Origin of the sequence: Brevundimonas sp. Leaf168 (assembly GCF_001423685.1) — a bacterium.
Taxonomy (GTDB): domain Bacteria; phylum Pseudomonadota; class Alphaproteobacteria; order Caulobacterales; family Caulobacteraceae; genus Brevundimonas; species Brevundimonas vesicularis_C.
On sequence record NZ_LMOY01000008.1, the window covers coordinates 38,837 to 52,217 of the forward strand.

Genomic DNA, 13,381 nt, shown 5'->3' on the forward strand with positions numbered 1-13,381 from the left:
CTCTGATTACAGATTCAGCGAAGAGGCAAGATCGCGGCGCAAGGCGCCTAGCGTGGCCCTGACCTGACTGTAGGCGGCCATGATGTGGTAAAGGGAACTGGCAGGCGCTGGCTCGTCGATGAAAGCGCCGCTCTCCAGCATTTTGTCGCGCCACAGACCGACGGGCGTCAAATAACGCCACACAGCGCGCTGGGCTTTGGCGGCTTGCACCAGGCACAAGTCGCGTCGACCGTCGTCTAAAGACGACGCCAGGATGAGGGCGGCCTTCAGCCATTCCGTCTGCGGCCACAGGCGCGCCCGCGCGCTTCGGATCGAGCCGTCGATATCCATCGCATCGATGGCCACTCCCCGCGAGGGATCGACACCGTTCAGGCCAGCCTCGAACAGTCGCCAGGCGACCTCGCGTGTCTGAGCGTCGGCGCGGGCTCTGGCGTAACGAGCCAGAAGCCAGGCCCATTCAAACTGATGACCGGGCTCTATCAGCGAACCCTCGCCGCCGGCTGCCGGAGACCAGTCAGAAGAGAAGAATTCTCGGATCATGCCGGTGTCGGCATCGATGAACCGTTCGCGCGCCAAGGCGACGATCCGATCCGAAAGCCCTGCCCAGCACGAGTCGCCTCCTGCGTCCTCCCACGCGAGCGCCGCTTCCAGCAGATGCATATGCGCGTTAGCTTGATAGGGATGATCGCCAGTTTCCACGACACCGCCGTCAGCGTCCATGGAAGCCACCACCTGATCGCGGATTTGGGCCGCCTGATCCTCGACGGCTGCGGCGGGCATGGCGATCGAAATGTCGGCCAGGGCGAAGAGAAGGAAGGCCTGATCATAGATGGTCGTCGTGTCGACTTCGCGGGCGCCGGAGAAAGATATCCGGGTCCGCACCCGCCCGTCAGCCTTCATGAGGCGCTGCTCTGTCCAGGCCAAGCCTGATGTGACCACAGCGCTCCAAGGCCCGGACCAACCGAGACGACCTGCTGCGGAATAGACTTGGAGCTGGCGCGCCTGCACGACGGCGCGTCGTGAGGCCGGAAGTCGCCGCCCGTCCTGGGCCAGCAACTCCTCGAAGCCGCCCTCGGCGTTCTGACCCAAGGTGCACCAGGTCGGCAGCGCCGTTTGCCGCATCCACGCCGCGAAGCGCGTCGCGCCCTGCTCAAGCGTTTCCTGAGGCGTCTGCGGGAAGTCGAGATGGCGCGGCGACAGCCCCTCCAATCGACTCACGATCTTTCGTACGTCCTGGCTCCGCGCCAGATCGGTAACCAATACCGCGTCCCGTTCGACCACGATGGCGAGATCGGACACGCCGACGGCGGCGACCAGGACGCCGTCGCAGGCCCGGACCAGGCAGTTCTCGGCGTCCTCGAACACATGCAGGCCGACGTCGCCCTCTCCCGACCGGTGAACGGCGTCCCAGGCGCCGAGGTCCGACCAATCGAACCCGACCGGCAGGACGGCGGCACGCCGGGTTTTTCCATGACGGCGTAATCGATGGAGATCTTCGGCGCATCGCCGAATCTGCGGCCCAAGAGGAGCGCGCCGCCGTCCGAGAGCGAAGAATCGAGCGCATCAGAAACAGCCTCGATCAGGCCTGCGGCGGCCTGGCGGAGCTCATCTTGAAGGACATCGGCGCGGACGACAAAGTTGCCGCTGTTCCACAGATACCCTTCGGCGATGTAGCGTTCCGCGGTGACGAGGTCGGGCTTTTCGACGAAGGCCTGAACCTCCGCCAACCCTTCGCTGCGGGGGGCAATATATCCATAGGCCGACGAGGGGCCGGAAGGCACGACGCCAAACGTAACGATGCGGCCGGCGTGTGCGGCCTCGCTTGCCATGAGAACTGCGGCACGAAACGCGTCGCCGTCTGGGATATGGTGATCGGACGCGACAAACAAATTCACCGCATCAGGATGCTGTCGTTTGGTCCAGATAGCGGCGGCGGCCATGGCGGCGGCGGATTCGCGTGCTTCAGGTTCCAGAAGGACGATTGCGTCGCGTCCCAGCTCTTTCAACTGTTCGCAAATCGCCTGGCGATGCGCAGCGCCGCCAATGACGATCAGCCTGCCCTCCGAGCCGGACAAATCGATGACGCGCTCGACGGTCTCCTGAAACAGGGACCGGTTGCCTGACAATGGAATGAACTGCTTTGGGCGCGACGGTCGCGACGCGGGCCACAAACGCGTGCCGGAACCGCCGCACATGATGACAGGGAAAATAACCGGCATTGGCGACGGCGTCGTACCTTATTGTTGTGGGTGCAGGCATAGGGTAACTGAGAGCGTCCGTCACCTGACGCAAAGCTCTAGGTAGATAGACCGCAATCAAAAGTATTCCTTAGCCTCCTTATAGAGGCAGCACCGTCGTCGATTTTACCTCTTCCAGCACCGCATAGGTGCGAGTTTCGCGCACCCCCGGCATCCGCACCAGAACGTCGCCTAGGAATGCGCGATAGGCGTCCATGTCGCCGACGCGGGCCTTGATCAGATAGTCGAAGCCGCCGGCGACCATGTGGCATTCCAGCACCTCCGGCTGGCTGCGGACAGCGGCGGCGAAGGCTTCGAAGACGTCGCCGGTGGTGCGGTCCAGCAGGACCTCGACGAAGATCAGCAGATCCCGACCGACCTGAGCCGGGTCTATCATCGCGGCGTAGCCGGTGATGATCTTTTTTTCGCGCAGCCGTTTGACCCGTTCGAAACAGGCGGCGGGCGACAGGTTGCAGCGTCGCGCCAGTTCGGCGTTTGAGATGCGGGCGTCGGTCTGAAGCACCCGCAGGATGCGGCGATCAACAGCGTCGACATCGATCATCGGAAATCGCGGCCTCATACCGAACGATCTTCGGTCCAGTCTTGTATCATACGAAGCACCTTCAATGAACTCCGGCATATACGGCTGAAATCCACAGGATCTGTCGCCAATGACTACTCCCGCCTTCATGCCTTCGAGACTGGCCGCCTGGGACGGTCTGGATACGCACAAGTTTCGCGACGAGCGAGAGGCCGTCGCCGCCAATCTGGCACGCATGCCTCTGGATGCGATCGAACGGGCGGATGTGGTCGCCGAGGCGACGGCCCTGGTCGAACACGCGCGTCGCAGCCAGAAGAAGCAGGGCGTCGTCGAAAGCTTCCTGCAGCAATTCTCGCTTGGGACCCGCGAAGGTCTGGCCCTGATGTGTCTGGCCGAAGCCCTGCTGCGCGTGCCGGACGAGGACACCCGCGATCGCCTGATCGCCGAGAAGATCGGCTCGGCCGACTGGGCCGCCCACCTGGGTCAGTCAGACAGCCTCTTCGTCAACGCCTCGACCTGGGGTCTGATGCTGACCGGCAAGCTGGTCGATGTTGATGATGAGGCGCGCACCGATCTGCCCGGCTTCCTCAAGCGGATCGCCGGCCGTCTGGGCGAGCCGGTCATCCGCCAGGCGGTGGCCACCGCCGTCAAGATCATGGGCGAGCAGTTCGTCGTCGGCCGCACCATCCAGAGCGCGCTCAAGCGGTCGAATAAGGAAGGCTGGCTGTGCAGCTTCGACATGCTGGGCGAGGGAGCCCGGACCATGGCCGACGCCGACCGCTACGAGAAGATCTACGCCGACGCCATCGAGGCGGTGGGCAAGACATCCAAGGGCCAGGGGCCGGAACACGGCCACGGCGTCTCGGTGAAACTGTCGGCCCTGTCGCCCCGCTATGAGGCGACGCACGAAGACGACGTCTGGGCGACCCTGTATCCCCGCATCCTGCGCCTGGCCCAGATCGCGGCCAAATACGACATCAACTATACGATGGACGCCGAGGAGGCGGACCGTCTGGCTCTTTCGCTGAAGCTGCTGGACCGGCTGGCGCACGAGCCGTCGCTTGGCGACTGGACCGGCCTGGGTCTGGCGGTTCAAGCCTATCAGAAACGCGGTCTGGAGACGATCGAACGCGTCGCTGACCTCGCCCGCCGCTCCGGCCGTCGTCTGATGGTGCGCCTGGTCAAGGGCGCCTATTGGGACACCGAGATCAAGCGCGCCCAGGTGTTCGGCCGCACCGACTATCCCGTCTACACGACCAAGGCGGCGACCGATCTGAACTACCTGGTCTGCGCCAGGGCCATGATAGAGGCCGCGCCGGCCATCTATTCCCAGTTCGCCAGCCATAACGCCCACACCCTGGCGGCCGTGCGGCGTATGGCGCGTGATCACGGCGTCACGGTCGAGCACCAACGGCTGCACGGCATGGGCGAGGCGCTTTATGACGCCGCGCACGAGGCCTGGGCCGACGAAGTCGTCATCGTCCGCGCCTACGCCCCTGTCGGCGGGCACGAGGAATTGCTGCCCTATCTGGTGCGGCGCCTGCTGGAAAACGGCGCCAACTCCTCCTTCGTCCACGCCCTGCTGGACGAGCGCGTGCCCGCCTCGGCCGTCGCGGCCGATCCCATTTCCCTGGTCGAGCAGGCGCCCGACCGTCACCCCAAGATTCCGGTTCCGAAAGACATGTACGGCGATCGTCAGAACTCCCTCGGCCGCGATTACTCTCAGGCCGCCGACCGTGAAGCCCACGCCAAGGCGCTGGAACTGGTCGACCGCGAGAAGTTGACCAGCGGTCCGATCATCGGCGGCAAGCTGCGCGCCGGCCTCAACGCTCAGGACGTGACCAATCCCTTCGATCGATCACAGGTGTTGGGCCATGTCTCGGAAGCCGAGGCGGCCGACATCGACGCCGCCGTTCAGGCCGCCGCCGAGGCTCAGGACAAATGGGACCGCCAGGGCGGCGCCAAGCGCGCCATAGTCCTGCGCGCTATGGCCGATGCGCTGGAGGCCGATCTGGATCGGCTGGTCGCCCTGCTCAGCCGCGAGGCGGGCAAGACCCTGAACGACGGCGTCGCCGAGGTGCGCGAGGCCGCCGACTTCTGCCGCTATTACGCCCTGCTGGCCGAGCGCGACTTCACCGCCCCGGAAACGCTGAAGGGCCCGACCGGCGAGACCAATCAGCTGTTCCTGCACGGACGGGGCGTCTTCGCCTGCATCTCGCCGTGGAACTTCCCCCTGGCCATCTTCACCGGTCAGATCGCTGCGGCCCTCGCCGCCGGCAACGCAGTCCTGGCCAAGCCCGCCGAACAGACGCCGCTGATCGCCGCCGAGGCCGTGCGCCTCTACCACAAGGCCGGCCTGAACGCCGACTTGCTGGCCCTGGTTCCCGGGCGTGGCGAGACGGTCGGCGCGGCCCTGGTCACCCATCCGGGCATCGACGGCGTCGCCTTCACCGGCGGCACCGACACAGCCGCCGCCATCAATCGCTCCATCGCCGCCCGGCCCGGCGCCATTATCCCCTTCATCGCCGAGACTGGCGGCCTGAACGGCATGTTCATCGATACGACAGCGCTCAAGGAACAGGTCATCGACGACGTGATCCAGTCGGCCTTCGGCTCCGCCGGTCAGCGCTGCTCTGCCCTACGCATCCTCTACGTGCCCAAGGATTCGGCCGACGCCTTGATCGAGGGCCTGAAGGGCGCGCTCGCGGTTCAGACCGTCGCCGACCCTGCCGATCCCAAGACCGACATCGGCCCCGTTATCGATCCCGAATCCCGTCGGGCCCTCGAGGCCCACGTCGAGCGCCTATCGAAGGAAGCGAAGATCATCGCCCGCGCCGCCCTGCCGATGGGCGCCGAAAAGGGCGACCTGTTCGCCCCCACCATCGCTGAAATCCCGACGCCCGACTTCCTCGAACGCGAGGTCTTCGGCCCCATCCTGCACATCTACCGCTACGCTCCGTCCGACCTGAAGTCGGTCGCCGGCAAACTCGCCGCCCGCGGCTACGGCCTGACCCTGGGCGTCCACAGCCGCATCGAAGCCTTCGCCGCCGAAGTCATCGACCTGGTCCCCGCCGGCAACGTCTACGTCAACCGCTCGATCACCGGCGCCGTCGTCGGCGTCCAGCCGTTCGGCGGCGAGGGACTGTCGGGCACTGGTCCAAAGGCGGGCGGGCCGAACAGCCTGATCCGGTATGCGGCCGAGAAGGCGATCAGCGTCAATATCGCCGCGCAGGGCGGCGACCCGGCGCTGCTGAATCTGTAGCTGCAGCCGTGACGGGGCTCCGGTCGCCCGAGTTGCGGTCGGTTCGTGCTTGAGCTAAGCGACCGTTCCGCTGTGGACAGGGGTCCCGCGCACTCAGGATGAGCATTGGAACCCGTTCATAATTTTAGGACCGCACTGTGCTTGGCGCAGCGGAATCCGCGTGAGGCGGCGATGGCGCTGCTCGCCGAAGGTTGGAAGGCGCGCCACGACACCCAGCCGATGGATGTCCGGGCGCCGATCGATTGGCTGACAGCGGGCGGAGAGGACGCGAACTGGCGGTTTCAGATTCATTCCTGGCGGCTGATCGATCCCCTGATCGTGGCGCGGGACCGCACCCAGAAGGCGGGATGGAGCCAATACATTATTCCCGTCATGCTGGATTGGGCGGACGCGGAGGCTTTGCATGGGCGCGATCATCCGGCGGTGTTCTGGAACGACATGGGAACAGGGCACCGCGCTTCGAGGCTGGCCTATATTCTTAGTCGGCCGGAGATCAACAAAAGGCGTAACAAGCCTCTGAAGGCCCGACTTCAAGCGCTGGGCCGGGCCCACGTCGCCAAGCTCCGGGATCCTGAGTTCTTTTCCCTAACGAACCACGGGTTTTTCCAGGTCCACGGTCTCATGGCGCTTGCTCTGACCTTGCCGCAGACTGAAGAGTCCGAGGCGGCGCGGGACCAGGCCAGGGACATGTTCAGGCGCCTGATGCGCCAGCAGTTCGGTCAGGAGGGCGTCCATCTGGAGCACTCGCCCGGCTATCACGGTTTCGCCCTGCGGACGTTGAAACAGCTTCTCGGCAGCGGCTGGTATGATGACCTGACCGAAGTGATCAACATCCGCGATAGAGCGCTCGCAGCCCAGCCCTGGTTCGTCTTTCCCGACGGCCGCATCTCTGCGATTGGCGATTCGAGTCGGCGGAAATCACCTCCGGAGCGGGTGAGTGACGACGTGGTCGCCGCCAAGCTCTTCAAAGAAGCGGGCTATGCGATCGTCAAGAGTTCGCCGGACGCTGCCCCTGACGAGGCCTTCATGCTGATCGTCGGTGCGGGACATCACAGCAGCATGCATAAACATGCCGACGACCTGAGTTTCGAACTGTTCGACAAAGGGCGCTATTGGATCATCGACAGCGGTCGATACACCTATTCGAAATCTCCCATCAAAAACCATATGCGGAGTGCGGCGGCCCATAACAGCATCGACCTCATGGAGGAGCGCGACGATAACGGCGTCCGGCAGACGCAGCCTGTTGGGGGCATGTTGAGTTCGCTGAGCCGAGACGGCGATACCTGGGTCATCAAAGGCGCGTTTGATCGGCCCTTGTTCGGCGTCGTTCACGAACGTACCTTCCTTTACACGCCCGGCCAGCGTCTGGTCCTTGAGGATCACATTCGTTGCGGGCGCAGCCGCAAGGTGACGGCGTGGCTTCACCTCGCTTCCGACCTCTCCGGCCAAGTTCATAAGAACGGGTGGCGGCTTCCCGGCGCCGCAATCCGGTATGGATCCGTCCTGCCGATCACCCTGTCTCGTCATCGGGGCGCCAAGAACCCGATGCAGGGCTGGGCCGCGCCCGCTTACCACCGGCTGGACGCGATCGATGCGCTGGGTGCCACCTTGCAAGGCGAGGAGATTCGGCTACGGACAGTGATTGAATTTGGCGAAGTTCCGCCTTCGCGGACCGATCGTCGATCTCCAATCCAAGCGCTGGTGGCTGGGCTTAAGCGTGCGCTTTTCGTTCGTCGCAGATGAGGCTCGAACGCTTCTGAAACGAGGCGGAGCTCGTCGTTCTTGCGGCGAAGCGACGGATGCGGGATACCCCCGACAAGGGCCGACAGGCGCCCCGGCCCGGCGGAGACCTCGTGCAGTGACATTCATCTCTTATGGTCGGCAGTGGATCGACGAAGAGGACGAACAGGCCGTCCTGACCGCGCTGCGGTCTGACTATCTAACGCAGGGTCCGGCGACGCAGCAGTTCGAAAACGATCTCAAAGCATACGTCGGGGCTAAGCATTGCGTCGTTGTCAGCAACGCCACCGCCGGTCTCCATCTGGCAGTCGCGGCGCTGGAGCTTGAGGACGGCGAGGGCATCACCTCTCCCAACACCTTCGTCGCGACCTCGAACGCCATGGCCTATACCGGCCTCAGGCCGGTGTTCGCGGATATCGATCCGAACACTTTCAATCTCTCGGTCGAGGCCGTTCGGGCGGCCATAACGCCCCGCACTCGCCTGATCGCGCCCGTCCATTTCGCCGGTCTTCCCGTCGACACGAAAGCGCTGAAGGCCACGGCGGACGAACACGGCCTGCGCGTGATCGAAGACGCCGCCCACGCCATCGGGTCCGAGTACGCCGACGGCGGAAAGGTCGGCGACGGCCGCTATTCCGACCTGACGGTCTTCTCCTTCCACCCGGTCAAGACCATGACGACTGGGGAAGGGGGGGCGATCACCACAAATGACGACGCCCTGTACGAGCGCCTGCTGATGCTGCGCTCCCATGGGATCACGCGCGATCCGGCCAGGCTAGAGCAAAGCCCGGGTCCGTGGTGGTACGAACAGCAAGGGCTGGGGTACAACTACCGGATGACCGAGCTTCAGGCCGCACTGGGCTCGAGCCAGCTTCGGAAGCTGGACGGGTTCGTCCAGCGGCGCCGCGAAATCGTGCAGCGCTACCGGCGGGAGCTGGTCGATCTAGACTGGCTCGGTCTGCCGCACGACGCCGGCAATCAACAGGTGAGCTATCATCTGTTCGTCGTGCAGATCGACTTCGAGCGGATCGGCGTAAGCCGCGCCGACGCGATGGCCGCGCTTGCCGCGCGAGGCGTCGGTTCTCAGGTGCACTATATCCCCGTGCATACCCAGCCCTGGTATCGGGCGACCTATGGCGCCGCAAGCCTGCCCGCGGTTGAGGCCTACTACGACCGCTGCCTGTCCATTCCCCTGTACCCAGCCATGACCGACGCCGATGTCGATCAGGTGGTCGAGGCGGTGCGGAGCCTGGCGTGAAGGCGCTGGCCGTTATTCCGGCGCGCGGGGGCTCCAAGCGAATCCCGCGCAAGAATGTCCGCGAGTTCCGTGGAAAGCCGATCATCGCCTGGTCGATCCAAGCCGCCCTCTCAAGCGGTCTGTTCGAAACCGTCATGGTGTCGACCGACGACTCGGAGATCGCGGAGACGGCCAGGGCCTGGGGCGCTGAGACCCCCTTTCTACGCTCGGCCGAGAATTCGAACGACCACGCAGGCCTGATCGATGTCCTTGGGGAGGTGGTCGAAGCCATGGAGGGGAGCGGTCGACGGTTCGATGCGATCTGCTGCCTTCTCGCCACGGCGCCGCTCGTCACGGTGGAGCGGTTGCGCCAAGGTCGAGCGATGCTGGTTGAGCAGGGGCATGACAGCGTCTTTCCCGTCCTCGCCTATGGCGCGCCGATCCAGCGTGCCTTGCGCCGCGCCGCCACGGGTGAGACGCAGATGATCGATCCTTCGGCCTATGCCAAGCGATCGCAGGATCTGGAGCCCGCCTATCACGACGCCGGCCAGTTCTACTGGTTGACGGCGCAGGCCTGCCTGGAACGGCGACCAATTCTGGCGGGCCGCGCGGGCAGTTTCGCCGTCGGGGAAATGGAAGCGCAGGATATCGATTCTGAGGACGACTGGCGCCTGTGCGAACTCAAGCATGCGCTGAGGAGTGAACTGGCTTGAGCAGCCAGCAAAGGCTTACGATTTATACCGAGGGGGACGCTGTGCGCGGCCTCGGTCACCTCACCCGGTGCAAGGGGTACGCTCAGCATTGGGACCGCTTGGGAGGGGTGACCCGCTGGATCGTGGACGGCGATGAAGGCGCCCGCAGAGCATTGGCCGAGGAGAGGCAGGTTCAATGGCGTCGCTGGCAATCTGATAATGGCTCCGTGGGAACGACGGATGTGGCCCTTGTCGATTCCTATTCCGCCGACCTTGATGTCTTGGAGGCCATCGCAGCCAAGGCGGGAACAGCTATCTTCATCGACGACCTGATTCGCCTGCCCTATCCGTCAGGCTTGGTAGTCCACAGCTCGCCTGGCCCGATCGACGGCGAACAGGGGCGTGCTCGCTGGCTTACCGGACCCTTGTGGCATCCAATGCGTGAGGCGTTCTGGGATGTGAGGCAAAGAGCCAAACCTCAAGCTGCGATCGGCAGCGTTCTGGTGCTGGCGGGGGGAGTGGACCACCGCGGTATCAGCGGCCGTATAGCTCAAGCGATCGCCCACTCTTTGCCGGAGGCGCGCATCGACCTAGTCTCCGGGCCTGGGGCAAAGACGCCAACGGACCTGCCGTCGACCGTCCGGCTTCATCACGGTCTAGCCGCAGGGGAGATGCGGGATCTCATGCTCACGTCCGATGTCGCTGTAAGCGCGGCGGGCCAGACTCTTTACGAACTGGCGCGGTGCGGGTGTCCCACGCTCCTGTTCGGCGTCGCGGACAATCAGCGTCGCCACGTGACATATTGGCCGGAAACTGGGGCGGGGCGTGTAGTTGGATGGTGGGATGATCCGGCTCTCGAGCCGAATATCCTCAACAGTCTGCGCGCGCTTTCTCTAAAGGATCGCATCGTCATGAGCGAAGCGGGCGCCCGCTTAGTCGACGGCCAAGGAATCCGGCGCCTTGTGGCTGAAGTAAGGATCTGACGATGTCCCTCCAAACGGCCATGAGCTATGGCGGCTTGAGACTGACGCCATTCGCCTTTCTAAATGAGGAGCAGAAGGTGTTCGTGTGGGAAATGCGGACGCATCCCCAGGTGGCCCGGTGGATGGCGACCGCTGGCGAGATTTCGCTGGCGAACCATCTCGCATATATGGCGCGACAGGCTGGTGATCTGCTGAACGCCAACTATCTGGCTTTCGACAACGCTGGCGTGGTTGGGGTCGTGTCCCTTCACAGAATCGATGCCGCGATCCGCACGGCTGACCTCGGCATCTACCGCAACCCATTTCGAACGGAGAAAGGCTTGGGCAACAGCCTTTTAGCGGCCATATGCGAGGTGGCCTTTGGTCCCGGGAATGTAGAAATATTTCGACTGGAGGTCGCGTCAGACAATGTAACTGCGATCTCCTTGTACCGAAAAGCGGGTTTCATTCTTCACGGTTCCTGCGAAAAGAACACGAGCTTGTTGAGTATGACGCTCGCGCGCGCAGACTGGGCTGAGCAACAGGAGATTCCAAATGGCTGATTTCCGTTTTCCGGATCACACTTTCATCATCGCCGAGTTGTCGGCCAATCATGGAGGTTCGTTGGACGTCTGCCTGGAAACCGTTCGATTGGCTGCGGCTGCAGGTGCGGACGCCATCAAGCTGCAGACCTATACTGCGGACACCATCACCTTGGATTCCGACAGCGAACTGTTTCAAATTCGCCAGGGTACATTATGGGACGGCCGGACGCTCCATGACCTTTACGCCGAAGCCTATACACCTTGGGAATGGCACGCCCCCATCAAGGCGGAGGCAGATCGGCATGGTCTGACCTTCTTCTCCTCGCCGTTCGATTTTACAGCCGTAGATTTCCTGAACGACCTCGGTGCGCCGATCTTCAAGATCGCTTCCTTCGAGATCGCCGACATCCCGCTGATCGAATATGCCGCTTCCAAGGGGCGGCCGATGATCATGTCCACCGGCATCGCCGGGCTGACGGAAATCGAAGAGGCGGTCGCGGCTTGCCACCGACAGGGCAACTTCGACATCACCCTGCTGAAATGCACCTCAGCCTATCCGGCCGAGCCGAAGGACGCCAACCTTCGGACCATTCCCAATCTGGCGGAAACGTTCGGTTGCAAGGTAGGGCTGTCGGACCACACCATGGACAACGCCGTCGCCGTGGCGGCCGTAGCGTTGGGTGCTCGCGTGATAGAGAAGCACTTCATCATTGATCGCGCAGTCGGCGGCCCCGACGCCAGCTTCTCGTTGACGCCTGACGAGTTCAAATCGTTGGTTGAACAAATCCGCATTGCGGAACAGGCGCTGGGACGGGTCCAGTACGGCGCAACGGGTCAGGCGGCGGCCAATCGCAAGTTCGGCCGGTCTCTGTTCATCGCCGAGGACACTAAAGCCGGAGAAGAACTGACGTCGGCCAATCTTCGCTCCGTGCGTCCCGGCGACGGCCTGCATACCCGCTACTATCGCGAGCTGCTCGGTCGCCGCCTTCGGACACCTGCTTCGAAGGGTACCCCGATGAGCTGGGCGTTGTTAGAATAGCAACCCAGCACTAGCAGTTTCAGCAGCGGTCATAGCATCGCTTTAGCATTGAATGCCCGTATCTCCTCGACCGTGAAGAAATGCGGGTTCGTGCCGGAATTATATTCAAAGCCCTGTTCCACGCGCGCGCCCTCTTCGCCCAGGCGATTCGTGGCGAAGTCCACATCGACATGATGGAAACGGATCGTTGGCGCGATGACGTAGTGGTCGCCGAACTCATAGGTGAGGTGCGAATCATCGGCGGGGCACATGATCTCGTGCAGCTTCTCGCCCGGACGAATGCCAACGACGTGGGTCGGCATGCCGGGCGCGATCGCTTCCGCGAGATCCATTATGCGCACAGACGGAATCTTCGGGATGAAGATTTCTCCGCCGTGCATCCGGGTGAAGTTCGTCAAAACAAACTCCACGCCCTGTTCCAAAGAAATCCAGAACCGAGTCATGTTTTCGTGGGTGATTGGAAGAGACGTCGCGCCCTGTGCGATCAGCCTCTCAAAGAAGGGCACCACCGAGCCACGTGAGCCCACGACATTTCCGTAGCGCACGACGGCGAACCGCGTGCGATGGCTACCGGCCATGTTGTTGGCAGCGACGAACAACTTGTCCGAGACCAGCTTGGTCGCGCCGTAGAGATTGATTGGATTGGCCGCCTTGTCCGTAGACAGGGCGATAACCCTGTCAACATTATTGGCCAAGGCGGCGGCGATCACGTTTTCTGCACCGTTCACGTTAGTGCGGATACATTCCGTCGGATTATATTCCGCCGCCGGAACTTGTTTCATCGCGGCGGCGTGAATGACGAAATCGACGCCCCGCATCGCCTGCGTCAGGCGTTCCCGATCCCGCACATCGCCAAGGAAGAAGCGCATGCAAGGATCGGTAAACTCTTGCTGCATCTCGAACTGCTTCAGTTCGTCGCGAGAGTAGACGATCAGTCGTTGCGGGCGGTACCGCGCAAGGATCTGGCGGATGTACATCTTCCCAAACGATCCTGAACCGCCCGTGATAAGGATAGATTTTTGTTCGAACATGCGACATTTCCGTGGTTTGTTGAAAATCAGTAAGGTCGGGTTTTAGTAGTCGTCGTGCGGAGTCAGAGCAATCCGGATTGCGTCAGGTCAGT

11 protein-coding genes are annotated in these 13,381 nt (G+C 63.1%); 7 read left to right on the forward strand and 4 right to left on the reverse strand.

Annotated features, from left to right (window positions below):
- Positions 1-6 precede the first annotated feature (6 nt).
- The 3 genes from ASF81_RS15410 to ASF81_RS07480 all read right to left on the reverse strand — a co-directional run bounded on the left by ASF81_RS15410 (position 7) and on the right by ASF81_RS07480 (position 2,799).
- Positions 7-1,122, reverse strand: coding sequence for an AGE family epimerase/isomerase (locus tag ASF81_RS15410; protein ID WP_235559285.1), 1,116 nt, complete (start codon positions 1,120-1,122; stop codon positions 7-9).
- A gap of 92 nt (positions 1,123-1,214) precedes the next feature.
- Entirely contained in the window at positions 1,215-2,219 is a 1,005-nt protein-coding gene (locus tag ASF81_RS15415) for a mannose-1-phosphate guanylyltransferase (RefSeq protein WP_235559272.1), read from the reverse strand.
- 118 nt (positions 2,220-2,337) lie between these two features.
- A complete protein-coding gene (locus ASF81_RS07480; protein WP_055807108.1) occupies positions 2,338-2,799 on the reverse strand; it encodes an Lrp/AsnC ligand binding domain-containing protein in 462 nt (153 codons plus the stop codon).
- 109 nt (positions 2,800-2,908) lie between these two features.
- On the opposite strand from ASF81_RS07480, the gene putA reads away from it, so the two are divergent.
- The 7 genes from putA (at position 2,909) to pseI (ending at position 12,258) form a co-directional block, all read left to right on the forward strand.
- Entirely contained in the window at positions 2,909-6,040 is a 3,132-nt protein-coding gene (gene putA, locus ASF81_RS07485; protein ID WP_156363185.1) for a bifunctional proline dehydrogenase/L-glutamate gamma-semialdehyde dehydrogenase PutA, read from the forward strand.
- A gap of 171 nt (positions 6,041-6,211) precedes the next feature.
- Positions 6,212-7,786 (forward strand): alginate lyase family protein, encoded by a 1,575-nt coding sequence (locus ASF81_RS07490; RefSeq protein ID WP_055807114.1) that lies wholly within the window; start codon positions 6,212-6,214, stop codon positions 7,784-7,786.
- Complete coding sequence (gene pseC / locus ASF81_RS07495; protein WP_235559273.1) at positions 7,692-9,041, forward strand: UDP-4-amino-4,6-dideoxy-N-acetyl-beta-L-altrosamine transaminase; 1,350 nt, start codon at positions 7,692-7,694, stop codon at positions 9,039-9,041. Before ASF81_RS07490 ends, pseC begins: the two co-directional genes overlap by 95 nt.
- Positions 9,038-9,733 carry a pseudaminic acid cytidylyltransferase gene (gene pseF, locus ASF81_RS07500; RefSeq protein WP_055807121.1) on the forward strand — a complete coding sequence of 232 codons (696 nt, stop codon included), beginning with the start codon at positions 9,038-9,040 and terminating at the stop codon, positions 9,731-9,733. Before pseC ends, pseF begins: the two co-directional genes overlap by 4 nt.
- 107 nt (positions 9,734-9,840) lie before the next feature.
- Positions 9,841-10,695 (forward strand): hypothetical protein, encoded by an 855-nt coding sequence (locus tag ASF81_RS07505; RefSeq protein WP_156363186.1) that lies wholly within the window; start codon positions 9,841-9,843, stop codon positions 10,693-10,695.
- Between the two features lie 2 nt (positions 10,696-10,697).
- The gene (pseH, locus tag ASF81_RS07510; RefSeq protein ID WP_055807127.1) at positions 10,698-11,237 is read left to right on the forward strand and encodes a UDP-4-amino-4,6-dideoxy-N-acetyl-beta-L-altrosamine N-acetyltransferase; all 540 of its coding nucleotides are present in this window, start codon (positions 10,698-10,700) and stop codon (positions 11,235-11,237) included.
- A complete protein-coding gene (gene pseI, locus ASF81_RS07515; RefSeq protein ID WP_055807130.1) occupies positions 11,230-12,258 on the forward strand; it encodes a pseudaminic acid synthase in 1,029 nt (342 codons plus the stop codon). Before pseH ends, pseI begins: the two co-directional genes overlap by 8 nt.
- 29 nt (positions 12,259-12,287) lie before the next feature.
- On the opposite strand, the gene pseB is transcribed toward pseI, so the two are convergent.
- Positions 12,288-13,289 (reverse strand): UDP-N-acetylglucosamine 4,6-dehydratase (inverting), encoded by a 1,002-nt coding sequence (gene pseB, locus ASF81_RS07520; RefSeq protein WP_055807134.1) that lies wholly within the window; start codon positions 13,287-13,289, stop codon positions 12,288-12,290.
- Positions 13,290-13,381: the final 92 nt, after the last annotated feature.

Coding starts and splice junctions, on each gene's coding strand:
- ASF81_RS15410 (WP_235559285.1), bottom strand. CDS start 1,122: ATGCGGCAAACGGCGCTGCCGACCTGGTGCACCTTGGGTCAGAACGCC.
- ASF81_RS15415 (WP_235559272.1), bottom strand. CDS start 2,219: ATGCCGGTTATTTTCCCTGTCATCATGTGCGGCGGTTCCGGCACGCGT.
- ASF81_RS07480 (WP_055807108.1), bottom strand. CDS start 2,799: ATGATCGATGTCGACGCTGTTGATCGCCGCATCCTGCGGGTGCTTCAG.
- putA (WP_156363185.1), top strand. CDS start 2,909: ATGACTACTCCCGCCTTCATGCCTTCGAGACTGGCCGCCTGGGACGGT.
- ASF81_RS07490 (WP_055807114.1), top strand. CDS start 6,212: ATGGCGCTGCTCGCCGAAGGTTGGAAGGCGCGCCACGACACCCAGCCG.
- pseH (WP_055807127.1), top strand. CDS start 10,698: ATGTCCCTCCAAACGGCCATGAGCTATGGCGGCTTGAGACTGACGCCA.
- pseI (WP_055807130.1), top strand. CDS start 11,230: ATGGCTGATTTCCGTTTTCCGGATCACACTTTCATCATCGCCGAGTTG.
- pseB (WP_055807134.1), bottom strand. CDS start 13,289: ATGTTCGAACAAAAATCTATCCTTATCACGGGCGGTTCAGGATCGTTT.